This is a genomic window from uncultured Marivita sp., from assembly GCF_947488135.1.
In the GTDB taxonomy this organism is placed as follows: domain Bacteria; phylum Pseudomonadota; class Alphaproteobacteria; order Rhodobacterales; family Rhodobacteraceae; genus Marivita.
In genome coordinates this window covers 222,290-248,225 of sequence record NZ_CANKYW010000006.1, presented here as the reverse complement: position 1 = coordinate 248,225, position 25,936 = coordinate 222,290, and the positions used below count along the sequence as shown (strand labels likewise).

Annotated in this window: 28 protein-coding genes and 1 tRNA gene; 10 read left to right on the top strand and 19 right to left on the bottom strand. The window is 61.0% G+C overall.

What is annotated here, in order from left to right; translation table 11 throughout:
* Nucleotides 1-265: 265 nt before the first annotated feature.
* Nucleotides 266-1,222: a hypothetical protein gene (locus Q1B16_RS17110; RefSeq protein ID WP_299791586.1), complete on the top strand. Its 957-nt coding sequence runs from the start codon at nt 266-268 to the stop codon at nt 1,220-1,222.
* Nucleotides 1,219-1,761 (top strand): hypothetical protein, encoded by a 543-nt coding sequence (locus Q1B16_RS17105; protein WP_299791583.1) that lies wholly within the window; start codon nt 1,219-1,221, stop codon nt 1,759-1,761. The genes Q1B16_RS17110 and Q1B16_RS17105 overlap by 4 nt, the downstream gene beginning before the upstream one ends.
* 565 nt (nt 1,762-2,326) lie before the next feature.
* Here Q1B16_RS17105 and Q1B16_RS17100 read toward each other — a convergent pair.
* The 4 genes from Q1B16_RS17100 to Q1B16_RS17085 form a co-directional block, all read right to left on the bottom strand.
* Nucleotides 2,327-3,805 carry a hypothetical protein gene (locus tag Q1B16_RS17100; protein ID WP_299791580.1) on the bottom strand — a complete coding sequence of 493 codons (1,479 nt, stop codon included), beginning with the start codon at nt 3,803-3,805 and terminating at the stop codon, nt 2,327-2,329.
* Nucleotides 3,806-4,027: 222 nt separating this feature from the next.
* A tRNA-Gln gene (locus Q1B16_RS17095) sits at nt 4,028-4,102 on the bottom strand.
* Between the two features lie 64 nt (nt 4,103-4,166).
* Nucleotides 4,167-5,525, bottom strand: coding sequence for a mechanosensitive ion channel family protein (locus Q1B16_RS17090; RefSeq protein WP_299791577.1), 1,359 nt, complete (start codon nt 5,523-5,525; stop codon nt 4,167-4,169).
* 52 nt (nt 5,526-5,577) lie between these two features.
* A complete protein-coding gene (locus Q1B16_RS17085; RefSeq protein WP_299791574.1) occupies nt 5,578-6,339 on the bottom strand; it encodes a GGDEF domain-containing protein in 762 nt (253 codons plus the stop codon).
* 33 nt (nt 6,340-6,372) lie between these two features.
* Between Q1B16_RS17085 and Q1B16_RS17080 the strand changes: the two genes are divergently transcribed.
* Complete coding sequence (locus tag Q1B16_RS17080) at nt 6,373-6,570, top strand: hypothetical protein (protein ID WP_299791571.1); 198 nt, start codon at nt 6,373-6,375, stop codon at nt 6,568-6,570.
* 17 nt (nt 6,571-6,587) lie between these two features.
* Here the strand turns inward: Q1B16_RS17080 and Q1B16_RS17075 are convergent, their stop codons facing one another.
* The 4 genes from Q1B16_RS17075 to Q1B16_RS17060 form a co-directional block, all read right to left on the bottom strand.
* Entirely contained in the window at nt 6,588-7,187 is a 600-nt protein-coding gene (locus tag Q1B16_RS17075) for a heme NO-binding domain-containing protein (protein WP_299791568.1), read from the bottom strand.
* Nucleotides 7,188-7,255: 68 nt separating this feature from the next.
* Nucleotides 7,256-8,815 carry a trimethylamine methyltransferase family protein gene (locus tag Q1B16_RS17070; protein ID WP_299791565.1) on the bottom strand — a complete coding sequence of 520 codons (1,560 nt, stop codon included), beginning with the start codon at nt 8,813-8,815 and terminating at the stop codon, nt 7,256-7,258.
* Nucleotides 8,816-8,914: 99 nt separating this feature from the next.
* Nucleotides 8,915-9,616, bottom strand: coding sequence for an HAD family hydrolase (locus Q1B16_RS17065; protein ID WP_299791562.1), 702 nt, complete (start codon nt 9,614-9,616; stop codon nt 8,915-8,917).
* Nucleotides 9,613-9,897: a DUF3572 domain-containing protein gene (locus Q1B16_RS17060; RefSeq protein ID WP_299791622.1), complete on the bottom strand. Its 285-nt coding sequence runs from the start codon at nt 9,895-9,897 to the stop codon at nt 9,613-9,615. Before Q1B16_RS17060 ends, Q1B16_RS17065 begins: the two co-directional genes overlap by 4 nt.
* Nucleotides 9,898-9,987: 90 nt before the next feature.
* Between Q1B16_RS17060 and Q1B16_RS17055 the strand changes: the two genes are divergently transcribed.
* Nucleotides 9,988-11,403: a diguanylate cyclase gene (locus tag Q1B16_RS17055; RefSeq protein WP_299791559.1), complete on the top strand. Its 1,416-nt coding sequence runs from the start codon at nt 9,988-9,990 to the stop codon at nt 11,401-11,403.
* A gap of 5 nt (nt 11,404-11,408) precedes the next feature.
* Here Q1B16_RS17055 and Q1B16_RS17050 read toward each other — a convergent pair whose 3' ends face one another.
* From Q1B16_RS17050 to Q1B16_RS17035, 4 genes are all read right to left on the bottom strand, one after another.
* Nucleotides 11,409-11,891, bottom strand: coding sequence for a periplasmic heavy metal sensor (locus Q1B16_RS17050; protein ID WP_299791556.1), 483 nt, complete (start codon nt 11,889-11,891; stop codon nt 11,409-11,411).
* Nucleotide 11,892: 1 nt separating this feature from the next.
* A complete protein-coding gene (locus tag Q1B16_RS17045) occupies nt 11,893-12,234 on the bottom strand; it encodes a hypothetical protein (RefSeq protein WP_299791553.1) in 342 nt (113 codons plus the stop codon).
* Nucleotides 12,209-12,808: a sigma-70 family RNA polymerase sigma factor gene (locus Q1B16_RS17040; RefSeq protein WP_299791619.1), complete on the bottom strand. Its 600-nt coding sequence runs from the start codon at nt 12,806-12,808 to the stop codon at nt 12,209-12,211. The genes Q1B16_RS17045 and Q1B16_RS17040 overlap by 26 nt, the downstream gene beginning before the upstream one ends.
* Before the next feature lie 82 nt (nt 12,809-12,890).
* On the bottom strand, nt 12,891-13,388 hold the full coding sequence (locus tag Q1B16_RS17035) for an EF-hand domain-containing protein (RefSeq protein ID WP_299791550.1): 498 nt from the start codon (nt 13,386-13,388) through the stop codon (nt 12,891-12,893).
* Between the two features lie 232 nt (nt 13,389-13,620).
* On the opposite strand from Q1B16_RS17035, the gene Q1B16_RS17030 reads away from it, so the two are divergent.
* Both Q1B16_RS17030 and Q1B16_RS17025 read left to right on the top strand, forming a co-directional pair.
* Nucleotides 13,621-14,016 (top strand): DUF983 domain-containing protein, encoded by a 396-nt coding sequence (locus Q1B16_RS17030; protein ID WP_299791547.1) that lies wholly within the window; start codon nt 13,621-13,623, stop codon nt 14,014-14,016.
* A 37-nt stretch (nt 14,017-14,053) separates the two neighbouring features.
* Nucleotides 14,054-14,749 carry an NUDIX domain-containing protein gene (locus Q1B16_RS17025; RefSeq protein WP_299791616.1) on the top strand — a complete coding sequence of 232 codons (696 nt, stop codon included), beginning with the start codon at nt 14,054-14,056 and terminating at the stop codon, nt 14,747-14,749.
* On the opposite strand, the gene Q1B16_RS17020 is transcribed toward Q1B16_RS17025, so the two are convergent.
* Nucleotides 14,746-15,648, bottom strand: coding sequence for a DMT family transporter (locus tag Q1B16_RS17020; protein ID WP_299791544.1), 903 nt, complete (start codon nt 15,646-15,648; stop codon nt 14,746-14,748). The genes Q1B16_RS17025 and Q1B16_RS17020 overlap by 4 nt on opposite strands.
* A 6-nt stretch (nt 15,649-15,654) precedes the next feature.
* Entirely contained in the window at nt 15,655-16,611 is a 957-nt protein-coding gene (locus tag Q1B16_RS17015) for a fatty acid desaturase (protein ID WP_299791541.1), read from the bottom strand.
* Between the two features lie 122 nt (nt 16,612-16,733).
* On the opposite strand from Q1B16_RS17015, the gene Q1B16_RS17010 reads away from it, so the two are divergent.
* Complete coding sequence (locus Q1B16_RS17010) at nt 16,734-17,582, top strand: helix-turn-helix transcriptional regulator (RefSeq protein WP_299791538.1); 849 nt, start codon at nt 16,734-16,736, stop codon at nt 17,580-17,582.
* Here Q1B16_RS17010 and Q1B16_RS17005 read toward each other — a convergent pair whose 3' ends face one another.
* Complete coding sequence (locus tag Q1B16_RS17005) at nt 17,583-18,713, bottom strand: CaiB/BaiF CoA-transferase family protein (RefSeq protein WP_299791535.1); 1,131 nt, start codon at nt 18,711-18,713, stop codon at nt 17,583-17,585.
* Between the two features lie 129 nt (nt 18,714-18,842).
* Between Q1B16_RS17005 and Q1B16_RS17000 the strand changes: the two genes are divergently transcribed.
* The gene (locus Q1B16_RS17000) at nt 18,843-20,120 is read left to right on the top strand and encodes an MFS transporter (RefSeq protein ID WP_299791532.1); all 1,278 of its coding nucleotides are present in this window, start codon (nt 18,843-18,845) and stop codon (nt 20,118-20,120) included.
* A 37-nt stretch (nt 20,121-20,157) separates the two neighbouring features.
* Here Q1B16_RS17000 and Q1B16_RS16995 read toward each other — a convergent pair whose 3' ends face one another.
* From Q1B16_RS16995 to modA, 4 genes are read right to left on the bottom strand one after another with little or no spacing between them, the layout of a single operon-like run.
* Complete coding sequence (locus Q1B16_RS16995) at nt 20,158-21,201, bottom strand: aldo/keto reductase (protein ID WP_299791530.1); 1,044 nt, start codon at nt 21,199-21,201, stop codon at nt 20,158-20,160.
* A gap of 38 nt (nt 21,202-21,239) precedes the next feature.
* Nucleotides 21,240-22,376, bottom strand: a complete 1,137-nt coding sequence (gene modC, locus Q1B16_RS16990) for a molybdenum ABC transporter ATP-binding protein (protein ID WP_299791527.1) — start codon at nt 22,374-22,376, stop codon at nt 21,240-21,242.
* Complete coding sequence (gene modB / locus Q1B16_RS16985) at nt 22,334-23,032, bottom strand: molybdate ABC transporter permease subunit (protein WP_299791524.1); 699 nt, start codon at nt 23,030-23,032, stop codon at nt 22,334-22,336. Before modB ends, modC begins: the two co-directional genes overlap by 43 nt.
* Entirely contained in the window at nt 23,029-23,802 is a 774-nt protein-coding gene (gene modA / locus Q1B16_RS16980; protein WP_299791521.1) for a molybdate ABC transporter substrate-binding protein, read from the bottom strand. Before modA ends, modB begins: the two co-directional genes overlap by 4 nt.
* A gap of 179 nt (nt 23,803-23,981) precedes the next feature.
* On the opposite strand from modA, the gene Q1B16_RS16975 reads away from it, so the two are divergent.
* Together Q1B16_RS16975 and Q1B16_RS16970 are read left to right on the top strand one after the other, a co-directional pair.
* Nucleotides 23,982-24,635 (top strand): hypothetical protein, encoded by a 654-nt coding sequence (locus tag Q1B16_RS16975; RefSeq protein WP_299791518.1) that lies wholly within the window; start codon nt 23,982-23,984, stop codon nt 24,633-24,635.
* Nucleotides 24,636-24,674: 39 nt separating this feature from the next.
* Entirely contained in the window at nt 24,675-25,895 is a 1,221-nt protein-coding gene (locus Q1B16_RS16970) for an MFS transporter (protein ID WP_299791515.1), read from the top strand.
* The last annotated feature ends 41 nt before the right edge of the window (nt 25,896-25,936 follow it).

Below are 25,936 nucleotides of genomic sequence, written 5' to 3'. Positions count from 1 at the left end.
GTTGATAAAGTCGGACATAAGGTCGGACTTACCATCGGATCGATCCCGAAATCAGACGGCCGCCGCCGGAGGCTTACCGTAAAGTGCTTAATATGAATTATTGATTTTTTCATGGCCCCAGACTCTAGACGATCTTTTTACTGAGGTGGTCGTTCAAATTTGGGATAGCAAGCGAGCGTTGCTCGGTAGACCTATTTCTGCTCCATGATGCTTGCTTTACTCAGGCACACATGATTGGGTGCTTCAAACAACTCAGGATTGCTGAATGCCAGAGATCGGTATCAAAATTTATAAGCTAAATCTTTACGAAAACCATAACTTGGTTCCGTTTGGGCACCGTGAACTTGGGGGGGAACCTGAGCGACATATTAGGTGGTTGTTCGGGCGAGCTCTCCTTTTCAATGATCCAGCGCGACAGCGAACATACCGCGCTGAGATGTTGGAAGATGGGGATGACTATTTCCACGGCTATATCCAATATGGGATGTATGGTATAGCAAGCACAATCAATGTTGGAATGGTTGCGCCTAGAGAGGATGATGACGCTCCCTTGGAGCCCCGTGAAATGGAGGTGATCCGGCGAGGTGCATTGGATGTCGAGGAAATTCCTATCTACTTTATGGCATACTTCCCTCCTGGCGAAGTGAATGCCTATATCGCATTTCAAACTTACCAGACGCGTTCGTGCGCAATGCTCGTACTCGGTCATGTCATCCAGACGTTCAATCAGCCGAGAGAACACCTCAATCAGCGACTTACAGTTCAAAAGGTAATGCTTTCTGGCGAACACGACCCAGCAATAAGAAATGCACCGGTCAAGGAAATCACTCTCATTCGAAACAGGATGAACGCAGATCGATTCAATAGATACATCAGGGCTGGGATTGAAGAAATCAAGCTTAGAATGACAATTGCCGCGGTTCGAGGAAGGTCGCTCGGGCAATACATCGGTATTTTTGATCAGTATAGAGCGCGGGAGGGCGACATCCTTCTATTCGATGGAATCGAGTTTGAGAAAGCGGTTGCGCTTGTGGATGTCGGAGGCAAACGAAGGAAGGTCAACTTAATCGGGTATAACAGTACGGCTGGCTCGATCGATATCTCAGATCAAGTCGATTTCGACGATAACGAAGAATATCCAACTCAGGGGTCTATGGAACCCATCTTCAGAGATAGCATCGGCGATCTTGCTGAAAGGCTAGCGGAACAGGGGCGGCAATGAAGGTAGACATTACCTGTATTCTGCGCGACCAATGGAAAACTATGGGAGGTTCAACTTTCGGCTGGTTCTCCGATATTTTCTTTTTTGTCTTCATTCCACTTCTACTCGCATATCTAACCGTGCGAGCGGACGTCATATTTCCGAATGAAGTTTACGGCTATGCATTGACTGTATTCTCGATATTTTCGGCACTCCTGATCACCGCACAAATCGCAATATTCGGCATGTTCCAAAAGCACGCGGATAAAATGCGTGCGCTTGAGGCTAACGATCAACCGAAGCGTTCAATTGGAGCTGTGAGAGATAAGCCAATCACTGAACGTCGCAAAGATAATCTTAAGGAACTAAATGCAAATATTTCCTATCTAACACTGCTGTCCTGCGTGGCTGCGAGTGCCGTTCTGGCATTCCTCGCATTCAATTTGGCAGATTGCTTGGAAACTTTTGTTTCTATGCTCCTTTACAGCCACTTTGCCAGTTCCTTGGCGATGGTTCTCAAACGTTTCCACATCGTTTTCGAAGATGAGTACGACTCCTGATAACCATCTAATTTTCGGGAATAGAAATCCGAACAATTGCGCCTGCTCTAGCTCCGCACAAGAGAAAAAATGGCGTCAATGCCAGTGCGGTGTGAATTTTTCGACGGATAGAACATGCCAGTTGTCAGTTTAGAACACATCCGTTCTTGCAAAGATGACAGGGCGCCGGTTGCATGCGTAATCCGTGTAAGAAGAATTCACGCTCTATATCCGATAGGATTTAAATCTGAAACTACCTCACGATCATTATGAAGACATGGCTGGAAAGCCCCCGAAATGAAAAGCCACCACCTGATTACAGCCGATGATCGCCCACAATGCGTCCAGTAATGTTCGGCAGCTTTGCCCGCAAGCGAGGACATTTAGCGATTGTGCAGGTTGAAGCAGCTCACCATGGGATCTATCGACTGCCTTGCAGTCGCCGCAGACGGAAGCGCATGGACAAAAAGGTTCGGAAAGTCCTGCACAATCGCCTTATTTGCTTATGCGCCCAATGTCGGCTTCGACAATTGCCTAAGCACTTCCCACCTACCGGCAGGAATGTCAAAACAATCTTCGAAAGTCATTACTCCGGACCGATATCGCCATAAGGCCCAATATCCCTTCCTGTCCGCTGCTCGAAGGCCTGTAGCCGCGTCACATACCCATCACACCTTGGGGGACTGAGATTGTTCTCGATGTAGGTCTGAAGCTCGTAGTCGGAGACAAAGCTGTACTCCTCTTTGCCCGGGAGCTTGATGGAGGTTGCCAGAGGTCGCCCGATAATAGCCTTAGATGCATCTGCCATTGCCTGCCTGAGCTCCGCAACCTTCCAGCAGTTTATCAGATAGCTGTCATGGACAGACAGAACGGGGATGTCCTGCTTCGTGAAGTGGTTGAGGATGTGGGATGTAATTTGTCCATCGAGGTGCATCAGGCGGATGCCTTGGTCGGTGAACAGCTTGCCCTCCAAGGGGGGTCTCCGGTCCAGAAAAGCATCCAACAATTTGTCTAGCTTTTTGTTGGTTATGGAAGCCATAAACGAGCCAACAGGCGCTCCATTGCGTAATGCTTGGTAGGCTTGTGATTTTCCCTTTGCGTTGATGGCAATAAGGGCAAGGCTCTTGATTAAGCTTCGTGTCATGCTCTCGGGGTAAGCCGTCATTTTCTTACGCGAAACACTATACGGATCGAAGTCTAATTCCTTACCTGCCTCGGCATACAGAATAGCAATGTGCAACCCGACGAAGTCGACTTCTACGGTTGGCTGGTCGTCGATGGTGATCCTAGCCCGTATGGCCGAGTTCGCCCTTTGCCACCAACCACCATAGAAGCGCCCATGCTTGTCCCAACTGGAGCGGCTGAACACGCGATGGGTTTTGGTGTTCTGTGAGCCAATCTTCAGAATAGTTTTGTCACCGTCATCATCCTCAATCTCTATCACAGGCTCTTGGAGGTCCGGGATGTCGATGAATGTCTTCCCGAGCAAGTCGGTGTAGGCGGTTAGGTCTTTCCGCATCTGATTTGTTGCAGGTGTGTCGGTGTACTCGATCTGCTTGTTTTTGTCATTCTTCAGGACGATGACCTCTTCGCCCTCAGCCCGACCAATATCCTCGTAGTCGAACTTGGCTTTCCGGAACAACTTCTGGAGCTTTTCGGAAGCTCTTATTCGTGTCGTGCGATTGCGATCGTGATCCTTACCCCAGAACTGATGTTCTTCTTTGTCGAGGTATCCAGCATCATGGAGCGTCTGGATGATTGGGATGATCTTCTTGGAGATGTGGAGAGCATTGTACCGGGAACCCGCATGCCACGCGTTCGAGGATAGCGACACACCGATGCATAGGTCTGGGTCATCTTTCCAGGCAACGTACAGGTCCAAGATCAGGACCCTCAGCTGATCCTTGGAGGACGTCTTCTGCTTTGGTCCACGAGCGTTCGGTTTCCCGTCCTTGAAGTGTTTCCTCCACAGCCCATCCACCAACACCTTCACCTCGGGGTGCTCCGACCACCTGTGCACATCCAAGGGGCGGGAGTTCCAAGGGTCCATTATCTCGTCTACCACCACTCACCTCTTGGTCTGTAACTACCATCACCATACCCCCTCTGAGCCTTGCGGGTAGGGGTCTCTAGGAGGAATTATTCCTTCCGGGAGAGGCAGTCGTCTTCCATTACTAATACCTAATTATAGGTAGACATCTAACCCACCCTGGAGAGGGGCATTTTCAGGGGCATTTCTGGCCCGAAAGGTCTGAGGGAGGTGTAAGGTGCTGATGTCAGAAAGAACTGGCTGGGGTGGTAGGATTCGAACCTACGGTACGCGGTACCAAAAACCGTTGCCTTACCACTTGGCTACACCCCAACCGTGCGGGCGTACTTACGCCGCTACGGGAGCGGGATCAAGACCCCTGAAACCGAAAATTTGCCTACTCTTCCGGAGCATCCTGCGTGAGAAGATCGTCGCCCCCTTTTCCCGCGCGTTCGGTGGCGACGATGCGTTCCAACTCCTTGTCCATCGCCGCTTCGGTGTCGCCGAGTGTGGCGGTTGCCGCGGCGATCGCGGCGGCGTTTGACGCGGCGGGTTTGGCGGTTCTGGAGTTGTCGTCCGGCTGGGATGGAGCATCGCCGATGCCCACGACCCGCAGCGTCGTTTCCGGCATCACGATTCCCGCGTGGTCGAAGGCCGCAAGGCAGAGCCGCCACGCCTCGCTGCGCGCCTTGAGATAGCTGGTCTCGTGCTGCCTGATCCAACCGGCGACCTGAAGGATGACCGCGCTGTCGCCCAGTTCTTCGATCCAGACGGCAGGCGCGGGTTCGTAGATCACGAAAGGCAACGACGACACGGTCTGCAACGCAAGCTCCTGCGCCCGCGAGAGATCGGTGTCATAGGCGACGCCAAGGCTGATGAGGAAACGGCGCTCGTCGTTGCGCGTGTAGTTGACGATCCGGCTTTTGAACACGGTCGAATTCGGGATGCGGATGTGATTGCCATCGAAACTGAGAAGGATCGTCGCGCGGCTGGTCAGGCGAATGACCTTGCCGATATCGCCCTCGATCTCGACCTGATCGTTGGGGCGGAAAGGCTGGCGAATCGACAGCATGATGGAGGCGATGAAATTTTCCACCGTGTCGCGCACCGCAAACCCGATGGCGAGGCCGATGATCCCGGCCGCCCCGAGGATCGTCGACAGCAGCGCGGTTGCTCCCAGAATATCCAATGCGATCACCAGCCCGCCCAGGATGAACGCGATGCGGATCACCTGCCGGTAGATATCCGCGATAAACGCGTTCGGAGCGAGCCTGTCCCAGGGCCGCCGCCACCGGGCAATCAGATATCCTACCACCACAACCAGTGTGAACGCGGCAATCGCGATCCCGGCAAGCGGCAGGTAGTTGATGAATTGTTCCGACCGGGACCGAAAACGCTCCAGCGCCGGGTCGAGGCGACGCGCGACGTCGGTGGTTTCCTGCACGCGGTTTTCAATGGTCACAACGCCTTCGACGCGGCCCGCGATTTCATTGAGCCGCGTCACCGCAGGCCCGTCGAGCGCGGTGCCCCGAAGCGTGACGATGCCGGAATTCACCGTGACAGTGACATCCTCGTAGCCCTCAAGCTCCATGAGGATTTCGCGGATCCGTCTGGCGATGGCCGCATCCTGCTCGGCGCTGTCTTCAACGGTGATGGTGCCGGTGGGTTGATCGGTTCCTTGCGCATGTAACGGCACGGCCGTCATGCCTAGGCCAGCGAGCGTGACGAGGAAAAGGACGCGGAATATCAGAGCCATGGCGCGAACTTTGCGCCACGGGACACGACCTTGCAAGAGCACACCGGCCACCCTAACCCGAAGCCGGTGCGCTGGAAGGATCGAGATCGGTCAGTCTGCGCCCCTTGGCAGGCGACCAGACTGCGAACTGGCCCCGCCCCGACCTTTTCGCGAGATAAAGCGCGACGTCCGCGCAATCGATCAATTCAGCGCCCGCCATCCGAGGTGCCGTGGACGATACCGCGATGCCGATGCTCGCTCCGATTTGCACATCCAAGCCTTCAAGCGACATGGGCGCGGAGACATCTTGGATCAGTAAAAGTGATAGGTCTTGCAACCGTTCCGCATCGGTCAATCCGGGGCACAGGACGACGAATTCATCCCCACCCGTCCGCACCAACAGATCATCCTGACGTGTATGGGAGCGCAAGATCGCGGCCACGCGTTTCAGAACCGCATCCCCGACCGCGTGTCCCATCGTGTCATTCACCGTTTTGAACCGATCGAGGTCCATGTGCAGAACAGCGTATTTGGTGTCGGACTGATCCAGTCGGGACAACGCGCCATCAAGGGCGCGACGATTGTGTAATCCCGTCAGACCATCAGTTAGCGCCTTGGTTTCTGCGACCAATCGTGCGCCGTTCAGGCGGGAATTCAAGCTGAAGGACGCCGCCATCGCACTGGATTTCGCCTCCTGAAGAAAGAGCAGTTCCACAGCCAGATCGCCGGCCGCGAAATCCTGCGCAGTCAGACCGAACCGCTGCACTGCATCGACGACCGCGATGCCGAAAGAAAGGTCGAGGATGATCCCACCGTCCCCGTCTTCAACGAGCAAACCCCTGAAGGAGATATCGGAAAGGGACCGGAGTTGCAGTTTGATGACCTGCCCTGCAAGGGCCCGGAGTTCAGATATGGTTTCTGGCCGGGCCGGGCGGAGCACCTCAAACACTTCGAGAAAACGCCGCCGGCAGAGATCACCGACCCCAAGTTTGACGATGCTTGCACCGACCTGACAAATGTGTCCGGTTTTTCCGATGCAAATGTGCAGAGGGCGCAAGATCGTTAGAAGCTCAAGCGCCGAAATCATGTGGTTTCTTCCTCTGCCGCCCTCGCCAGAGTAAACCCCCGGTCTTCGGCAAAAAACGTTTCGATAACGCGGACGTCGATCACCTCTGATCCGTTGCGAACACCCTGATGATCAAGAACCGCCAGAGTGCCGTAATCGTCGGCCATCGCGCGCAGCAAACCGACCAGAACGTGACCGAACCCTTGAGGCTCACCGCGGCAGGAAATCATGAAATGATGCGGGATCGTTTCGCGTACCTGCACCTGCGGAAGATCGAGACCCGACACCGCCAACCGCGTGCGCCCCGGCAGATCGTCAAGCGAACGGAGCAGTTCCGGAAACGTATCCCCCCCGAACCGCATCAGCCTGCGGACTGACGCATGATTCTGGTGCGTGATCAGATACGCGCCGATATCTTCGAGAATGACCGATTGCGGTCGGTTCAAAGCGCGGGCGCAGCCATTCAGCAGTTTTGGAAAATGCGCAGGGTCATATTGCAGCATCGCTTCGAACGACGCGACCTCCAGATCGGAGCAGGCGACAGCCTTTGCCCAAGCCTCCGGCCCGAAACTGTCGGAAACGAACGCTTCAACCGTTCGGAAGATCAATCCATGCATTGCCAAAGCCCTTGCCTTGACGCGCAGGCTGACACGGCGGCCTTAATAATCGGCTAACCTGTAAGATTTTAGAAATCCGTCGGCGCGCCGCCCTCCGCCTTTCTGCGGTTCACGAAGTCCAGCAACTCTTCGTGGATGGCTTCGTCCATCGGAGGCGGTTCGAACTCTTCCAGGATCGCCTTGTAGAGCACATGCGCCCGTTCCGGTGTCCAGATGCTTCCCGCCGCTTCCCAGGCTTCGTAGTTTTTCCAGTCCGACAGGAACGGCTGGTAAAATGCAGTCGTGTAGCGTTCCTGCGTGTGCTTGGTGCCGAAGAAATGGCCGTTGCTGCCCACCTCGCGGATCGCCTCGAGACCCAGACCATCGTCGCTGGTGTCGCAGATCGCGGGATCCATGTAGCGGATCATCTGCTGGATCACCTCGCAATCCATGACGAACTTCTCTGGACTGGCGATCAAACCGCCCTCAAGCCAGCCAGCCGCATGATACACCATGTTGGTCCCTGACTGAATCGCGGCCCACAGGCTGTGTTCGGTCTCCCACATCGCCTGACCGTCCGGTACGTTGGCTGCGCAGACGCCCGAGGACCGCAGCGGCAAACCATAAAACCGGGCCATCTGGCCGGTCATCTGCGTCGCCCGAATGTATTCCGGTGTTCCAAACGCCGGCGCGCCGGATTTCATATCGACGTTCGACGTGAACGTCCCGATGGCGCAGGGCGCGCCGGGGTTGATGATTTGCGCCAGTACGATCGCGCTCAGCCCTTCGGCCAGGGATTGCGCCACCGCACCCGCCATCGTGACAGGCGCCATTGCCCCCGCCAGCGTAAAGGGCGTCACGATACAGCCCTGCCTGCGGGCGGCAAGACGCATCCAGCCATCCATCATCGGGTAGTCGTGCTTGAGCGGCGACGTCGAATTGATGTTCGTATACATGCGCGGGCTGGCATCGAACTCTTCATGGCTCAGACCACCGGCGATGCGCACCATCTCCATTACGTCCTCGACCCGCTCCTTGCCCAGCGAGTAGGCATGGGCGACCTTGTCGGTCAGCGTCAGCTTGTCATAGAGCACGTCCAGATGACGCACGCTGGCGTGCACATCCACAGGTTCGACGGGATAGCCGCCGACAAAGTGGATACAGTTGAAATACTGCGACAGCTTCAGGAAGTTTCGGCACATCTCGCGCGTGCCGGGCACTTTGCGACCCACCTCCATGTCCCAGTAATTCGGCGGCGAGGACACGTTGCCGAACAGGATGTGACCGTCGCCAACGACAATCTGCCGGTCGGGATTGCGCGGCGTGATCGTGAAGGACCGGGGCGTTTTGCGCACCCATTCCATCACGAAATCCCGGCCCATCCGCACGTTTTCGTCATTCACGGTACACCCGGCCTCGCGCAGGATCCGCACGGCTTCGGGGTTGAGGAACTCGATCCCGATCTCTTCGAGGATCACCATCGCGGTGTCGTGAATACGCTGCACGCCCTCTTCGCTCAGCGGTTCGGTCGGGCGGTCGATGTTCACGGGCAAAGTCCACGGAAGCTGCTCGATCACCGCGGTGCCGCGGCGTACAGCATGCCCTGAACGTCCGCCGCTCCGTCTCTTGCGCGTGATGACTTCGGTCATGCCAACCTCCTGCGTTGCCCTTCAAGCTAGGCACCGCTGTGGTGGCTTATCCTGTCGGAACACGACTCCTGCGGTCGTATTTGTCGCTTGGTCGGCAGATCAGTCCAGGCCGAGCCATTCGGGCAAATGGCCGATATCCGGCAAAACGACATCGGCGAAAGGCTCCAGTTCGGCGGCTTTCGCCATACCCGTCAGCACCGCCACCGTCAGCATCCCCGCCGCACGACCCGCGTGCAGGTCATGGGTGCTGTCGCCGACCATTACGGCCCGTTGGGGCGCGACGCCAACGGCGTCGCAAAACGCATGCATCTGGCCCGGAGCAGGTTTCGCGCCAAAGCCGCTGTCCGACCCGGCGATGAACGCAAATCGCCCGCGTACTCCCGCCGCATCGAGATGCGCGATGGCTGGCCGTTCTGCATCATTCGTTGCGACGCCAAGGTGAAGCCCTCCCGCCAGAAAGCGGTCCAGCAGAGGGGCCAGTGGCACAGCCTCGGCCATCGGCGCGGCCTCGGCCAAGCCGTTGATCAATGTGATCAGTTCGGTGCGGCTCAGATCCGGGCAAGCAGGCGCCAGGACCGCGACGAGGTCATCCGGGGTGCCGGCGACGACGAAACTGTCCGGAGAAAATGTCCGGGCCTCGAAATCGTATCCGATCAGCTCCCCCAGGGCGACCGCGCGCTGATGCGATCCCTGTGCCAGAGCGGTGAGCAGGTTCGCGGCCCACACGTTCCATGTCGCGCCGAAATCGAACAATGTGCCGTCCTTGTCGAACAGGATCGCACCGATATCGCGGACTGTCATGTCCAGTTGACCTGCTGCCCGCCGGGAAGCATCGCGCGCGCCTGCATCAGGCGATCGTAGGGCACCCCTTCGGTGTCGCAGAACGCGATCACCCAGGCATCGTCCATCAGCAGGAAATCAAGCACGGAGGCTTGAAATTCGGGGTTGCCGACGCCCTCGCGGAAGGCGGCCTCGTCGGCACCTGTCGAGCCCATGAACACCGGCAAGAGGTCGTCATTACCTGCCAGCCAAACGATGGCTTTCAACGCGACCTGCTCGGCCGCTTCACTGGAAAGTGTCATTTTTAGATATTTCCCAAACGCTTTATTAACCAATACCGGCAATGAATTGGTGAGCAAAGCCTTAACGCCAACCGCAGACGGAGTTTCGCCGTGGCCGGTCACGTCCTTATCGTCGACGCCTTGTTGAACCGCCGTATCCACTTGCGCGCGCAGTTGGATACGGCCGCGTATCCGGTCGAATTCGCCGAGACCATGACCGAGGCGCTTCTGTACATTCAAAAGGATCCGCCCGATGTCGTGATCATTGCTGACGATTTGCCCGGCCTTAGGCTCCGGCATGTGTGCAAGCTGCTGCGCGCACGACCGCAAACGCAGTTGACCACCATCGTCGTTGCCGTGGCGCACGAGAACCATTCGGCCCGGGTCAGCGCGTTGATCGAAGGGGCACATGACGTCATCGACCATCACTCCGATCCGGCCGACCTGAAGGCCCGTCTGCGCAATTTCATGCGGATCAAGCAATCCACTCAGGACAGCCGTTCCCCGGCAGAGCCTGAAGTCAGGGTCGGCCTTGCTGAAGCGAGCCAGTCCTTTCTGCCCAAGACCGTGGTGACCTTCGTGGCACCGGAAGCGGCCGTGGATGTTCCGTCGCGCGTGGAAAGCGTCGCCCTGGAAACCGGGTTAGAGACACGAATCACAACCATCAAATCCGCCCGCCGGTCCCCGGACGAGGACACCGATGTCTTCGTTCTTTTCGAGACCGCAAGCGGGACCGAGGCGCGGGACCTGCTGGGCGCGTTGCAATCCCATCCGAAATGCAGACACAGCCGGATCCTGTTCGTCACCGACCAAAGCATCGCTGCCGCCTCACCGCTTGATCTTGGCGCGCAGGATCAGGTGCCTTTGTCCGTGTCATCCTCTGAACTTGCCCTGCGCATTCGCAGGCTTGCCCGGCTCAAGCACGATGCGGACGAGGCCCGCAAGACGACAACTGCGCTTGGCGAAAAGGCGTATACCGATCCCATCACCGGGCTGAAAAATCGTCAGGCGATGGACGATTACCTCCGCAAGACCGACCGCGCGCTGTCCGACCATGCCCGCCCAATCGCGCTTCTGATCGCGGATATCGACCACTTCAAGGCGATCAACGACAATCACGGACACGCCGCCGGGGACGATATCCTCGGGCATATCGCGCGCCTGCTGAAAGCCAACTTGCGCGACGGAGACTTCGTCGCCCGGTACGGAGGAGAGGAGTTTCTGGTCGTCCTGCCCGACGTTGGACCTGCGCAGGCCCGCAGCGTGGCGCAGCGGCTGCGGACCACGGTCTCGACAAACCCGAGGGCGATCGAGGACGGCACCCATGTACGCGCCACGATCAGCATCGGGGTCGCCCATGCGCGTCGCACGGATCGGGTATCGACGAAGGATCTCAGGCGTGCGGCGGACAGCGCGCTCTACCGGGCGAAGCGAAAGGGCCGCAACCGGATCGAAATCGCGACGCCGGGTGATATTGAAACCACCCCGGCGCAACATTCCAAAGCGGTCACACGACAGGCGCTTTGACCGGGCTACCTGCGGATACGCTCCGCAAGGTCGGTTACGCGGGCTTCGATCCGATCCGCATAGGCCGCGCGCTCTGCATCGGTCATCGCGGCGATCCGATCGGCCAGCAAACGGCGGCCCATGTCTTCACGCGCCTTGCGGCGGCTGGACTGTTCGGCCATCGCGGCCTCGAAGACGTCGCGATCGAAGGGCGTCGCGCGTAGGGTGTCCAATGTCGTTTGCATGTCGGCAACGACAGCACCCCGATCCCGGGGGCCTTCGGCCAGTTCGGCCATGAAATCCCGCCTCAGCGCGCGCCGGTCCTCTTCGCTGAGCGCGCGGGTGTAGAATGCGCCAAAATCGCGATTATCCCGGTCGGCACGGCGGTCAGTCCCGCCAAGCGCAAGAAACCCCACCGCGGCGCCGAGGATCAGAATGTTGATCGCAAGCGATGCGAACAGCGTGATCCGCACCCAAAGCGGTGTCTTTTTCGGAGTTGCATCAGCCATCTCAGCCATCCACCAGTAAAAGGTCAAACGCGCCTAGGCCCATGCCCGTGTCGAACGACGCGCTTTCGAGTGGTGTCAGGGCCAGCATCAGATCGTCGCTCAACGTCCCACCTGCCCACACCCCGACGCAGGCGGTCATGGCAAGACCGGCCATCGCGGGCCATCCGCCCAGCGTTCTTATGAACTGTCCCCACGGGGACGCCTTTGTTTTCAATGGCATCTCGGCCACCGCATCCGCCATCACGCGCGCCATCAGATCGTCGGGCACAGCCGGAGTCGTCCTGCGCGCCTCGGCGAAGGCCGCCTCGATCGGGTCGTCAAAGGGAGGTCTGGACTGTGTCATCTGTATACCCCAAAGTCTTGCGCTGACCGCTCAGAAGCTCTGTCAGGGCGCGTTTGCCACGCGCGGTCAGACTTTCAACCGCACGAGGTCCGATGTCCATGATCTGGGCAATCTCGGTATTGCCCAAACCTTCGATGTGGCGCAGCACCACCGCTTGTCTCTGGCGATCCGGCAACTGCATCAGCGCCTCCTGAAGCGCCATCTGCCGGGCCTTGGTCTGCATCTGCGCCTCGACGCCCGGCCGGTCATCCGCGATATCCAGCTCGTCCGGCAGACCGTCCGGCCGTGTCCGACGCAACCGGTCAATGCAGAGATTGGCCGTCACCCGGTACAGCCAGGTGCGCACCGATGCCCCACCCTGCGCGTCCCAGCCCGGCGCCTGGCGCCACAACCGCAACATGGCGTCCTGCGCCACGTCCTCGGCTTCGGCCCGGTCGTTGAGCATCCGAAACGCATGGGCAAAGACCAACGGCGTATAGGTGGTCGCCAGCGTTTGGGCCGCGGCGGTGTCACCGGCGGCATAAGCCTTGAGCAGTGCCGCTTCAGCGACAGGGTCGGTCTGGCTCTGGGTCATTCCACCGCCGATTTGGTCCGGGATCCAGTCTAGCAGGAGTTGCAGGCGATGCACGCGCACCGCTTGCAACGTCGTTTGAAATTCAGCGGTTTCCGTGGCGCTTGCCGCCAAAGAAACCACCTCGGTCGCCGTCACGCCGTCCATCGCGGTCGCCCATGCGGGCTTCGGCGAATTCTTCCTCGCTGACTACGCCGTCGTCGTTGGCATCCAGACGGTCAAACATGCGGGCTCCGTCCCGGCGCTGGCCGATCTCGTCTTCCGAGAGCATGCCGTCACCGTTGGTGTCCATCCGCGCGATCATGCGCTCTGCACGATCTTCGGCACGCGACTGCCCGGCTGCGGCGATCTCTTCCGCGCTCAGCATCCCGTCATCATTCGCATCAGCCTGCGCGAAACGGCTGGGCGGATTTGCGAATTCCTCGGCCGAGATCGACCCATCACCGTTGGTGTCCAACTGAGTGAACATCTCGGCCCGACGTTCTGCGCGCGCATCATTGTCCTGGGCGGACACGGTTGACGCAACGCCGCCTGCCAGGAGGGTCGCAATCAAGATGGCTGAAACCTGCTTATTCATTTTCATGTCGTTTCCTTTCCATACCCGGCCTGAGCGCCGGTTCTTTTCGTTCGTGGTCCAGGACGAAGCCTGTTCGTCTTGGCATCCACTGCGTTTCACGGGCCGCGCGGAGAAACCCGTCGCAGAAATCATCCCCCACCGTTCACGGTCGCGTGATTTGCGACATCCAGCCGCAAGGACAGATTGCCAACTGTTCATCAAGCGAAGCGGACGCCATTTTGCCTGCGGGAGAGCGAACATGGCGACATCACACATGACAGAACAGGACGAACGTCCGACTTGGCCCGCGTTGCGCAAGGGCTGGCGGCGGAAATGCCCGAAATGCGGCAGCGGCCCCTTGTTGCGGGGATATCTCAAGGTGCGTGACACCTGCCCCGTCTGTCGTGAGGAATTGCATCACCACCGTGCGGATGATGGACCGGCCTACCTGACGATCCTGATCGTCGGCCATCTCATGGCACCATTGCTGCACATCGTATTCGTGAACTTCCGTCCCGAGCCGCTCGTGCTGTTCACGATCTTCGCGGTTGGCTGCGTCGCGTTGACGCTTTACCTTCTGCCAAGATTGAAAGGGGCGATCGTGGCCTTCCAGTGGTCACGGTACATGCATGGCTTCGCCGGCGGCGCGACCTGACCTTTCGCGGCAGAAGGGATCCGGTGTGACCGATACGATGACGATCGACAAATCCGCCATTCGCGATGCCGCGACGATCATCGTCCTGCGCGACCGCGCCCACGAACCAAGTGTGCTCATGGGCCAGCGCGGCGCGAAGGCGGCGTTCATGCCCAACAAGTTCGTGTTTCCCGGCGGTGCGGTCGATCCCGAAGATGCGCAGGTTCCTTTCGCCGAACCCTTGTCGCCGCTCTGCGCCAGCCGGTTGATCGACGACTCGCCCGCCGACCGGGCCTCCGCGCTTGCCGCCGCTGCCATCCGCGAGCTGTGGGAAGAGACCGGGCAAATCCTCGGACAGCCGGGCGACTGGAGGGACGCACCTCCGGACAATTGGCGGGACTTCGCGGCCAAGGGCCACCTGCCCAACGCTGCCCCGTTGCAATTCGTGTTCCGCGCGATCACGCCTCCGGGACGGCCCCGCCGGTTTGACGCGCGGTTCTTTCTGCTGGATGCCGATGATCTGGCGAGCGACCCGGACGATTTCTCGGAAGCCTCGGACGAACTGGCTCATCTGCAATGGATCGCGCTGGACAAGGTGCGCGGCTTCGACCTTCCCTTCATCACCGAGGTCGTACTGGCCGAGGTTGCTGCGCGCGCGGCGGACCCGCACCCACCCGCATCTGTTCCCTTCTTCCGCAACGATGACGAGGAAAGTCTGTTCCTGCGACTGCATGGGCGTCCGCTGCGGGACTAGATCACGAGGATGAAGGTCAGGATCGACGCGGCTAGGAACCCCATTCCGATCAATTCCCGCGCCGTCACCCGTTCCTTGAAGAACAGCACCGACGCCATGAGCGAGAAGATCAGTTCGATCTGCCCCACCGCCTGCACATAGGCGGCTGTTTGCAGGGTGAAGGCAAGGAACCAGCCCAGGGATCCGGCCATGGAGGTCAGTCCGACCCAGACCGCCACCCGTCGCGCGCGCCAGACGGCAGTGACCTGACCCGGCTCGCGCCACCGCAGCCAGAGCGCCATCGCGACGAATTGCGATGCGGTCACGCAGGTCAGCGTTACAGCAGCGCGCAAGAGCGCATCGTCGCTGTCAATCTCGAGCGATGCAGCGCGATAGCCGGTTGCCGAGAACGCGAAGAACAGGCCGGATGACAGGCCGAGCACCGTGGCGCGACTGCGCAGGCTCTCCCAGAGGCCGCGTTCGATCCCCGGTGTGCGTGACAAAAGCAGAACGCCGATCAACCCGATCAGGATCGCGCCCCATCCCGCCAGAGACACCTCCGCTCCGAACAGGGCGACACCGACGATGGCGGTCTGAATCACCTCGGTTTTCTTGAACGTGATGCCGACGGCGAAGTTGCGTTGCCGGAACAGGGCGACGACACAGACCGTGGCCAGGATTTGCGTCACTGCGCCAAGCCATGCGTAGACCCAGAACCAACCGTTCAGGTACGGCAGGGGAGCCCCGGTGAACCAGAAGAGCGCGGCTGTTACCAACAAGGCTGCCGGTGCGGCATAGGCGAAGCGCGCAAAGGTCGATCCGGCGGTGCTCAGCACGCCAATGCTCAGCACCTTTTGCAGCATGAACCGAATGGTCTGAAAAAAGGCCGCCGCGACGCTGGCGAAAATCCAAAGCTCCATGCGCCTCTATGGCGCGCGGTCGGCCCCCTTGTCTATCCCGGTATCGCTGCCGAACAACGGATGCGGCACCGGATCCTTGGCGCGAAACAGATGCTTGCGGAAAATCTCGGCATAGGTGCGGTAGCGGTAGCCCTGATTGGACGACAGGTAATGCGACCTGCGCGCGCGGTAAAGCTCCGGCAGCGCGTACCAGGGCACGCCCGGATGCATGTGATGCACGATGTGCAGGTTGTTGTTCAGAAACAGCAAACCGAAAAAGCCGCGATCCTCGACGATGGCGGTGCGGGCCAGCGTGCGCTCATGCGCCTGATGTTCAAGGAACGTGCGCAGCTTGAGAAGCGATAGCGACAGGTAAACCGACACGGCCCAGGCCCAAAGCGGCAGGCATGCCACCGCGACCATCCACCAGATCACGACCACGACCGCAGGAATATGGAGCAGCCATCCCTGAAGCACGTGCCGATTTCCGGCGCGGATCAGGTGCCAATCTGTTTGCATGAACGACACCTGCCCGAGGATCGGCCCGAGCAGCAACCGACCGGCGAGCGTGTTGTTCATCCGGTACAGAGTTTTGCGCCATTGCGGCAGACGCGCCCACACCGACGAGTCGAGATAGTTGCTTTCAGGATCATCGTACGGATCGGTCAGCGACTCATCATGGTGGTGCGCCAGATGCGTGTCCCGGAAGCGCAGGTAGGGCACCAACACGGTCAGGGCCGGAAAGACCAACGCGGCGTTGAGCGTCTTGTTGGTGGTCGGGTGCCCGTGCAGCGCCTCGTGGGTGAGCGACGAATGTTGCGCGCCAGCCAGCGCGCACAGGATGATGGCCAGACCAATCGACCCTTGCGCGACCCAGGTTGTGGCGATGGCCCAAGCGCCGTAGGTCGCGACAAGCATCAGCACCGTCGGCCATTCCGCCACGCGCCGGAAGGCGGCGGCGCGTGGCACCCCGATATCGGTCATTTTGTTACCCTTTGTGTTCCCGCGTCGGAGTGTAGGGCAACATGGAGCTATGCAGAATTCTGCGAATGGTGCACAATAATCTTGTTTGGTGACAATAATCACAATCAGATAGATTAAACCGCATGAACAAGACCCAGCGTGCCGATCTTTTCCGTACCCGCCTTCTAACGGCGATCACCCGCGCCGGCACCAATCAAAGCGCGCTCGCCCGGAAAACCGGCGTCGACCGCTCCACGATTTCGCAGCTTCTGCGCGATGAAGCGGCGCGCCTGCCCAACGCCCATGTGGTCGGTGCCTGCGCCAGCGCGCTTGGGGTGTCGGCGGATTGGCTCTTGGGGCTGGCCGAGCATCCGGAAAACGCGGCCGACCTCTTGGCCAGCGCACTGACACTGACCAACGCGCCGCGGGCGCTTGTGGATCAACAGATCTACGACTGGCATCGCGAAGCCGAAGGCTACAAGATCCGGCACGTTCCGGCGGCGTTGCCCGACATGCTCAAGACCAACGAGGTGCTCAACTGGGAATACGGGCCGCATCTGGGCCGGACAGCGGCGCAGGCTATCACCGCCTCAGCCAACAGACTGGCCTGGATGCGACAGTCGGCATCCGACTATGAAATCGCGATGCCGCTTTTCGAGATCAAAAGCTTTGTCGATGGAACCGGCTACTACGAAGGTTTGCCGTCTGACCTGCGCCGCCAACAGATCGATCACTGGCTCGATCTGAGCAAGGCACTCTACCCGCGGATGCGCCTGTACCTGTTCGACGCGCGGCAGCTTTTTTCGGCCCCGATCACGGTGTTCGGTCCGCTTTTGTCGGTGATTTACGTCGGAAGCAATTACCTTGCCTTCCGCGACACGCAGCGCGTGCGGGCGTTTTCGGATCACTTCGACCGTCTGGTGCGCGAAGCGAATGTCACCGCGCGGGGGTTTCCCGACCATCTGGAGGCATTGCGGTCCGGGATGATCTGATCACTCCGCGGCGCGACCGGGCCAGGCATCCTTCGCCGTCAATTCGGACAGAATGCGCTCGGAATGCTGACCTCTGGTGCAGATCGCCGGCGGGATGCGCGGCGATTGGCCGTCAAAACGCGGTGCGGCAGTTGCCTGAAGGGTTCCGTCCTGAACAACCCATGTGCCCCGTGCAGAGTTGTGCGGATGGGCCGCCGCTTCTTGTGGTGACAGGACAGGGGCCACACAGGCGTCCGTTCCTTCGAAAAGCGCGGTCCAATGCGCAAGGGGATGCTGCGCGAAGAGCTCCTTTAGCCGCTGTGACAGGACAGGCCACGCATCGCGGTCGAATTGCCGGGTGCCGAAGTCAGGGTCCTCGGCCAACCCCAACCGGTCGAGGAACACGCGGTAAAACTTTGGCTCAAGGCATTGCACGCTGACGTGGCGCCCATCGGCACAGCGATAGGTGCGCGACCAATGTGCGCCGACCAAGGGGTTGGTTCGGTCGGGCGGGCCATCGTCGGCCGCGCCGTCGATCGAAAGAAGCAGGTTCTGCATATGCGCCGCGCCGTCACAGATGGCGGCATCGACGACGGTGCCTTTTCCATGAGTTTTGGCGGCAAGCAACCTGGCGAGCATGCCCGCCACAAGGTAAAGCGCGCCGCCACCGATATCGCCCATCAGGGTTGGCGATACGGTTGGCCGTTCCTCGCCGAGTGCAGACGGCCAGAGCGCCCCGGCAAGTGACAGGTAATTCAGGTCGTGCCCGGCCCGTTCGGCCAGCGGTCCATTCTGCCCCCAACCTGTCATGCGCCCATAGACAAGGCGCGGATTGATCGCGTGACACGCCTCGGGGCCAAGACCGAGCCGTTCCATCACACCGGGTCTGAAACCCTCGATAAGACCGTCTGCATGTGTGACGAGCTTCAAACACAGATCGCGATCGCTTCGGGCCTTCAGGTTCAGAACGATCGACCGCTTGCCCCGGTCGGTGATGGGACGCGCGCTGAGTCCGGCGGCAGGCGTATCGCGGGGGCGATGCACGACGATCACATCCGCCCCGAGGTCCGCCAGCATCATCGCGGCAAAGGGGCCCGGACCGATGCCCTCGATTTCCAGAATGCGCAAGCCGTTGAGCGGGCCTTCGGACATATGCATCTCCCCCAAGCGTAAGCCGCCCCAAACAACGACCGGTTTCAAGAAAACGACATCGGGTCGCAGACGGCAATGCAGGATCCGCCAATCGGACCTAATCCCGCGTCACAACACCGAAGGCCTGCCATGCACGAAAGACGCATACCCGAATGGCTCCGCCACGCTCCGGCCCCGAGCGTGAGGGGGTTTGCCATGCTCGCTGCCGCTGAGGCCGTGGCGCGGGGCATGTTGATCTCGGTCTTTCCCTTGCAGATGTATCGTGCGCTTCAGGACGCAGCGCTGGTGTCGAAGGTCTATTTCCTCATCGGCCTCCTGTCTCTTCTGGCTGGGTTGCTCGTGCCGTTTCTCGCGCGGTTCCTGCCACGGCGGTGGGTCTATGTGGCTGGCGCGTCCTGTTTCGTCACCGGCTCGCTTATGGCCATTGACGGATCGGCCTCGGCCACGGTCATCGGTTTGCTCCTGACGTCCATCGCAACGGTGACCACTTTCGTGTGTTTCAACGCCTATGTCCTCGATTACATCGCCAAGATCGAATTGGGGCGATGCGAAACCTCTCGGATGTTCTACAGCGCGGCGGGCTGGACGGTTGGGCCCGCACTTGGTGTCATCCTGCTGCGCTGGTGGGAGCCTGCGCCGTTTCTTGTCTCGGCGGCTGCGTCATTTGTCATGCTGGTGATGTTTCTGACCATGCGGATGGGCAACGGAAAGCTCATCACCAAAAGCCGCGCCGCACCGACGAACCCGCTGGGCTACCTGCCACGCTTTTTCGCCCAGCCCCGGTTGGTGGCAGGGTGGCTGTTCGCTGTGATCCGGTCCTGCGGCTGGTGGGTCTACGTGGTCTATCTGCCGATCTTCGCGATCCAGTCAGGGCTTGGCGATCAGCTTGGCGGAATCGCGCTGTCGATCTCGAACGCGGCACTGTTCGTGACGCCGTTCATGTTGCGCTGGATGCAGCGCAGGTCGATCCGCAAGACGGTGCGCACGGGTTTCCTGGTGGCGGCGCTGTTCTTCGCCAGCGCTGCGCTGACATCAGGTCTGCCGTGGGTAGCCGTGCTGTGTCTGATGAGCGGGTCGTTTTTCCTCATCCTGCTGGATATCTCGGCGGGATTGCCGTTCCTGTTGGCCGTCAAACCGTCCGAGCGCACGGAAATGTCCGCCGTCTATTCCAGCTACCGCGACGTGTCCGGTATCCTGACACCTGGCGTGGCGTGGGTGGTTCTGTCCGTGGCACCGCTGGCCGCCCTCTTCGCGGTCGGTGGCACCGCGCTTCTGGGCGCATGGGCATTGTCACGGACGCTGCCCGAGCGCCTTGGCAAAACGGGTCTGCGACAGGCGCCGGTGCCAGAACCGCGGTACGCGGCACCACCCCAGATGACTTCCCAAGACGCCCGAATCCGCGCCTGACCGCATATGAGCGATTGGCGCGGGTTCTTCCCGTGGGTCAGTAGGGCATGGGGTGCTGTTTGTGCGTTTCGTCGAGTGCGCTCATCACGTCGTCACTCAGCGTCAGGTCGGCGGCCTTGAGCAGATGCGCCAGTTGATCGGCCGTGGTCGCGCCGAAGATGGACGAGGCCACAAAGGGACGACGCGCTGACCATGCGAGCGCCATCAGCGCAAGATCGAGCCCCGCGTCCCGTGCAACCTTGGCATAGGCATCTACCGCCTCGAACGCGCGGTCGGTCTTGCGGCCACCCAGCGTCCCGTTGAGCGACATGCGTGACCCGTCCGGCACTGCCCCGTTCTGGTACTTGCCGGTCAAAAGCCCAGCCGCCAGCGGCGAGAAGGGCAAGAGCGAGACCTCTTCGTTCACCATCATCTCGGCCAGGTCGGTGTCGGCCAGACGGCACATCAGCGAATATTCGTTCTGGATGCTCTCCATCCGGGGGCCGACTATGGCGTGCGCCACCTGAAGCCACATCATCGTGCCCCAGGCGCTTTCGTTTGACAGACCGATATGGCGGATGCGGCCCTTCTCGACCTCGCGGCCCAGCGCGCCCAGAACGTCTGCCATGTTTTGCAACGTTGCGCTGCGATCCTGCGACGAGGGATCGAAGGTCCAGTTCTGGCGGAACATATAAGACCCGCGATTGGGCCAGTGCAGTTGGTAGAGGTCGATGTGATCGGTCTTGAGCCGCTTCAGGGAGCCTTCCACGGCGTCGGGAACCGACTCACCCGTGATCGGCGCGCCGTCGCGGACATATTGCATGCCCTCGCCCGAATGCTTGGTCGCCACGATCCACTCATTGCGCCGATCGGTTTTCGCGAACCAGTTGCCCAGGATTTCTTCGGTCAGGCCGATGGTTTCCTTGGCGATCGGATTGACCGGGTACATCTCGGCCGCATCAAGGAAATTGATCCCGGCGTCGAGCGACATCTCCATCTGCCTGTGGGCATCGGCTTCGGGGGTCTGGTTGCCGAAGGTCATCGTCCCGAGGCACAGCTCGGACACCATCAGATCGGTCTTGCCCAGTCGGTTCATCTTCATCGCGCGGTCCTTTTATCGGGTTTCGCGCAACCTAGCGGCTAAAGTCCGCTCTGCAAGCCGACGGCGATATCGGTTTGCGACACGGCAACGGATTTCATCACCGCATAACACTCCGTGCCTTCCGCTATGCCCAGGGCATCCGCACTGCGCCGGGTGATCCGAGCCAACAGACGGTCATGCCCCGCCTGAAGCTGAACGATGACACCGGGCCCGTCACCGCGCCGCACCGCGAGCACGCGCACGGGAAGGATGTTGAGCGCGGACATGCCCTCTGGCCGCGTCGTGGACAGGATCACGTCCTGCGCCAGGATACGCACCCGTAGTGTGGCACCGACAGGGGCCTCGACCGCGGGCAGGAACAGCCGGCCACCCGAGATGGCAAGCTCGCTCAGCCCGTCCTCCGGTGCCGCCGTGACCGCGGCGGACAGGACCGCACCAGCGTCCCGGATGCCAAGCAGGCGTACCATGTCCGGGTCGGTCAGCAGATCGTCCGGCGCACCGGACCGCACGACCCGACCCTCCTCGACCAACACGATATGGGTCGCGAGACGCGCCACCTCGGCCATGTTGTGCGTGACGTAGAGGATCGACAGTCCGGTCTCTTTGCGCAGCATTTCGAGATAGGGCAGGATTTCGGCCTTGCGCGGCCCGTCGAGCGAGGCGAGCGGTTCGTCCATCAAGAGCATGTCAGGCTCGGTCAGGAGCGCCCGACCGATCGCCACGCGCTGTGCCTCGCCACCCGAGAGCGCATGTGTGCGCCGGTCGAGCAAGTGCGAAATCCCCAGCAGATCCGCAACATGGTCGGGAGACCGCCCGCCCCGATCACTGACCCGCGCGGCATAGCACAGGTTGTCCCGGACGCTCAGATGCGGAAACAGGCGGCTGTCCTGAAAGACATAGCCGAACCGCCGCTTGTGCACCGGGACGTTGATACGCGAGCCGTCGTCGAAAAGCGTCCGCGCGCCCAGCGCGATCCGGCCCGACGCGGGGGTCAAAAGACCTGCGATGGATTTGACGACCGATGTCTTGCCGCTCCCCGATCTGCCGAAAAGAACGGTCACACCCTCGGGTGCATCGAAGGCTGTCTGCAACTGAAACGCACCGAGCGTCTTGCGGATATCGACCGACAGCATCACGCCCCCGAGATCCGTTTGGCCACGCGACGCGACAGCCATTCCGACAGGATCAGCGCGCCGATCGCGATGACCACGGACACGGCGACAAGACGCAGCGCGCTGCTTTCTCCACCGGGCACCTGAAGGAACGCGTAGATCGCCGACGGGATGGTGCGTGTCTCACCCGGGATGTTGGACACGAACGTGATCGTGGCGCCGAACTCCCCCATGGCCTTGGCAAAGGCAAGAACCGCCCCCGCGATGATCCCCGGCAGGATCAGGGGCAGCGTCACGGTGCTGAAGACCCGGACCCGGTTCGCCCCCAGGGTTGCCGCCGCCTCTTCAAGCCTTGGGTCGACCGCTTCGATGGCGAGGCGCATGGCGCGCACCATCAGCGGGAAGGCCATGATCGACGCCGCAAGCGCGGCCCCGGTCCATTGAAACGCCAGCGTGATCCCGAACGTGTCATAGAGGAACGACCCGACCGGCCCGCGCCGACCGAAACTCAGCAAGAGCAGGTAGCCGGTGACGACCGGCGGCAGCACCAAGGGCAGATGCACCAGCCAGTTCAGCACGTCGCGCCCGAGGAATCGCCCTCGGGCAAGGGCCATCGCACAGATGAGGCCAAGCGGCATGCTGAGCACCGTTGCCCAGAACGACACCTTCACCGACAGCAGAACCGCCTGCCATTCCTCCGGCCCCAACCAGTCGGTCATTCCACGGGCTCCGGTGGCAGAAACCCGTGCCGTTGGAGAATGGCCTGTGCGTCGTCCGACTCGAGCCAGTCAAGAAACGCCATCGCCACGTCAGGCGCGGCACTGTCGGCGACCACGGCGCCGGGGTACAGGATCGGCGCGTGGCTGTCCGACGGAAAGACACCCGCCACATGCACGCGGGGTTCCGCTTCGGCGTCGGTCGCATAGACGACCCCCAACGGTGCCTCGCCCAGCGCCACGAGGGCGAGTGCCGCCCTGACATTGTCCGTTGGCGCAAGCCTTTGGTCGAGGGCGTCCCACAGCCCCAGACGCGACAGCGCGTCCTTTGCATAGATCCCGGCGGGCACGGCATCGGGCAAAGCAATGGCCAGCCTGCCCTCCGCGCCGAGTAGGGCGGGAATGTCTGTGTGCTCCGAGATCTCGGTGTCAGACCCCAGCGCCGGATCATACGCCACCAGTACAAGACGGTTCGACGCGATGTTGCGTCGACTATCCGCCAACAGGCGGCCCCGATCCTCGAGCCAGGACACCCAATCTTCGTTCGCCGACAGATACAGGTCCGCGGGCGCCCCCGCCTCGATCTGACGTGCCAGTGTCGAACTTCCCGCGAGGGCGATCGTCACCTGGTGACCGGTCTCATTCTCCCACTGCATTGCGGCGTCGTCCAATGCGTCCCCCAGCGAGGCGGCGGCAAAAACCGTCACCTCGGCAGCCTGCGCCGGAATGGCAAAGCAAAGGGTCAGCAAGGCTGCGCGCAGGTGCTGGATCACGAATGAAGTGTCCTTGTCTCAACGGGGGCGATATCGCGCACACCAGACCAATTGCGCCGTGGAGTGGCAAGGGGCAGCGCGCGGACTGCGACGAATCTCTTGAGAACAAAATAAGAACATATACACTTCACCTCATGCAGACCGCCGCCACCCTTCTGTCACGCCGCCCGCACCGGCCCATGCCCGAAGTCACTCTTGGGGAGGCCGAGATCGCGTTGCGCCTGGGACGTGTGCACGAATTATGCGGATCGGCACGCCGCACTCTGGCGCTCGCCGTCGCGGCGGAGACCGGGGGGCCGGTGGTCTGGGTCACGGTTCAGGGCGCGGCCGAGACCCTGTGCGCCGATGCCATCGCGGAGCTGATGGAGCCCGGCCAGATTCTGTTCGTCACGGTCCCGAAACGCGACATGCTGCTGTGGGCAATGGAAGAAGCCCTGCGCGATGGGCAGGCCCCGGTGGTGGTCGGAGATCTGACCGCACCGCCCGCGATGGTGCCGGTGCGCCGTCTGCACCTGGCCGCCGAAGCAGGATGCGGCGGGGGAGTGTGCCGCCCGCTGGCCCTGCTGCTGACCCCGGATGACGGCGGCGCGCCGGGCATCGAAACCCGCTGGTCGCTTGAACCGGCGCATCACGAAGGTCAGGGACACTGGACCATCAGCCGCCTGCGCGCCCGCATGGCCCCACCGCGAGAGTGGGTGATGATGCACACGCGCACAGGCCTGAAGCCCCGCGCACCGCGCCCCAAAAGGTCGCCCGACATACCCGCGAACCCTGCGGATTTCGCGCGAAATTCCCTGCCCGACCCCGAAGAAACGACACAGAGCGTCGGATAAGGGCACACAAGCTCGTCTCGATGCGCTATCGCTGGGATCATGCGCCTGCCTCTGTCTTTCGTCGCCCTGTTTCTGTCCGTTGCCTTGTTGCAGCTCTCCTCGGGAGGGGTTGGCCCGCTCGATGCGATTTCCGGCGTCACTCTGGGGTTCACCACGGCGCAGATCGGTATCTTAGGTTCGGCACATTTCGTCGGGTTCTTCATCGGGTGCTGGTGGGCACCCCGCCTGATGGGCACCGTGGGACATGCCCGCGCCTTTGCCGCCTTCACGGCGCTGGGGGCGATCGCGCTCATGGCGCACATGCTTTTGACCGAGGCCTGGGCGTGGTCGCTGATGCGGGTCGCCACGGGCCTGTGCATCGCGGGATGCTACACGATCATCGAAGCCTGGCTTCAGGCCGAGGTCACGAACGAGACCCGCGGACGCGCGATGGGTCTGTACCGCATCGTCGATATGGGGGCCTCTCTGGTGGCCCAGCTTCTGATCGGTGTCCTGACGCCGGCGGCCTATGTCAGCTACAACATCCTCGCCATCCTGTGCTGTGCCGCCTTGTTGCCGATGGTCGTGACCAAGAGCCCACAGCCCAGCACCCCATCCGCCCCGCGTCTGCGCCCGATGCTTGCGGTGGCGCGCTCTCCACTGGCCGCCGCCGGGGTGATCGTCGCCGCCCTGTCCTCGGCCTCGTTCCGAATGGTCGGGCCGATCTATGGACAGGGCGTCGGACTGGCGCTTGACCAGATCGCGGTGTTCATGGCTGCCTTCGTGGCCGGAGGCGCGCTGGCGCAGTACCCGATCGGCTGGCTGGCCGACAAATACGACCGCCGCTGGGTTCTCATCTGGCTGTCGGTGGCAGCCATCGTATCCTCCGTGGCCACGGCCAGCCTGACTGACCTCGACACGGTCGGCGTTCTGCTCATGGCGACATTCTTTGGGCTGACGACCTTTCCCATCTATTCCGTCGCGGCGGCCCATGCCCATGACTTCGCGTCGTCGGACGAGCGGGTCGAACTGTCCGCCGCTTTGATGTTCTGGTACGCGACCGGGGCCATCGCGGCACCTTATCTGGCATCGGTGCTAATGGGGCTGTACGGCCCCCCCGCCCTTTTCGCCATGATCGCAGTCGGACATGCGGTGCTAGTCGTGTTCGGCCTGATCCGTATGCGCGCCCGCCCCAGCCAGCCCAAGACACCCTATGTCTACGCGCCGCGCACGTCCTTCCTGATCGGGCGGTTGATGCGCTCCAGCCGGGAAAAGGACTGATCCTCTGGCACTTGCGCCTGTGATCCGGTAAAGCGGCGCGA

What these genes read in the sequence shown, in the direction of transcription:
- Q1B16_RS17110 (WP_299791586.1), top strand. Translation starts at nt 266, where the DNA reads ATGCCAGAGATCGGTATCAAAATTTATAAGCTAAATCTTTACGAAAAC.
- Q1B16_RS17105 (WP_299791583.1), top strand. Translation starts at nt 1,219, where the DNA reads ATGAAGGTAGACATTACCTGTATTCTGCGCGACCAATGGAAAACTATG.
- Q1B16_RS17090 (WP_299791577.1), bottom strand. Translation starts at nt 5,525, where the DNA reads ATGGCTCTGATATTCCGCGTCCTTTTCCTCGTCACGCTCGCTGGCCTA.
- Q1B16_RS17075 (WP_299791568.1), bottom strand. Translation starts at nt 7,187, where the DNA reads ATGCATGGATTGATCTTCCGAACGGTTGAAGCGTTCGTTTCCGACAGT.
- Q1B16_RS17070 (WP_299791565.1), bottom strand. Translation starts at nt 8,815, where the DNA reads ATGACCGAAGTCATCACGCGCAAGAGACGGAGCGGCGGACGTTCAGGG.
- Q1B16_RS17065 (WP_299791562.1), bottom strand. Translation starts at nt 9,616, where the DNA reads ATGACAGTCCGCGATATCGGTGCGATCCTGTTCGACAAGGACGGCACA.
- Q1B16_RS17060 (WP_299791622.1), bottom strand. Translation starts at nt 9,897, where the DNA reads ATGACACTTTCCAGTGAAGCGGCCGAGCAGGTCGCGTTGAAAGCCATC.
- Q1B16_RS17050 (WP_299791556.1), bottom strand. Translation starts at nt 11,891, where the DNA reads ATGGCTGATGCAACTCCGAAAAAGACACCGCTTTGGGTGCGGATCACG.
- Q1B16_RS17045 (WP_299791553.1), bottom strand. Translation starts at nt 12,234, where the DNA reads ATGACACAGTCCAGACCTCCCTTTGACGACCCGATCGAGGCGGCCTTC.
- Q1B16_RS17040 (WP_299791619.1), bottom strand. Translation starts at nt 12,808, where the DNA reads ATGACCCAGAGCCAGACCGACCCTGTCGCTGAAGCGGCACTGCTCAAG.
- Q1B16_RS17035 (WP_299791550.1), bottom strand. Translation starts at nt 13,388, where the DNA reads ATGAAAATGAATAAGCAGGTTTCAGCCATCTTGATTGCGACCCTCCTG.
- Q1B16_RS17030 (WP_299791547.1), top strand. Translation starts at nt 13,621, where the DNA reads ATGGCGACATCACACATGACAGAACAGGACGAACGTCCGACTTGGCCC.
- Q1B16_RS17025 (WP_299791616.1), top strand. Translation starts at nt 14,054, where the DNA reads ATGACGATCGACAAATCCGCCATTCGCGATGCCGCGACGATCATCGTC.
- Q1B16_RS17020 (WP_299791544.1), bottom strand. Translation starts at nt 15,648, where the DNA reads ATGGAGCTTTGGATTTTCGCCAGCGTCGCGGCGGCCTTTTTTCAGACC.
- Q1B16_RS17015 (WP_299791541.1), bottom strand. Translation starts at nt 16,611, where the DNA reads ATGACCGATATCGGGGTGCCACGCGCCGCCGCCTTCCGGCGCGTGGCG.
- Q1B16_RS17010 (WP_299791538.1), top strand. Translation starts at nt 16,734, where the DNA reads ATGAACAAGACCCAGCGTGCCGATCTTTTCCGTACCCGCCTTCTAACG.
- Q1B16_RS17005 (WP_299791535.1), bottom strand. Translation starts at nt 18,713, where the DNA reads ATGTCCGAAGGCCCGCTCAACGGCTTGCGCATTCTGGAAATCGAGGGC.
- Q1B16_RS17000 (WP_299791532.1), top strand. Translation starts at nt 18,843, where the DNA reads ATGCACGAAAGACGCATACCCGAATGGCTCCGCCACGCTCCGGCCCCG.
- Q1B16_RS16995 (WP_299791530.1), bottom strand. Translation starts at nt 21,201, where the DNA reads ATGAAGATGAACCGACTGGGCAAGACCGATCTGATGGTGTCCGAGCTG.
- modC (WP_299791527.1), bottom strand. Translation starts at nt 22,376, where the DNA reads ATGGCTGTCGCGTCGCGTGGCCAAACGGATCTCGGGGGCGTGATGCTG.
- modB (WP_299791524.1), bottom strand. Translation starts at nt 23,032, where the DNA reads ATGACCGACTGGTTGGGGCCGGAGGAATGGCAGGCGGTTCTGCTGTCG.
- Q1B16_RS16975 (WP_299791518.1), top strand. Translation starts at nt 23,982, where the DNA reads ATGCCCGAAGTCACTCTTGGGGAGGCCGAGATCGCGTTGCGCCTGGGA.
- Q1B16_RS16970 (WP_299791515.1), top strand. Translation starts at nt 24,675, where the DNA reads ATGCGCCTGCCTCTGTCTTTCGTCGCCCTGTTTCTGTCCGTTGCCTTG.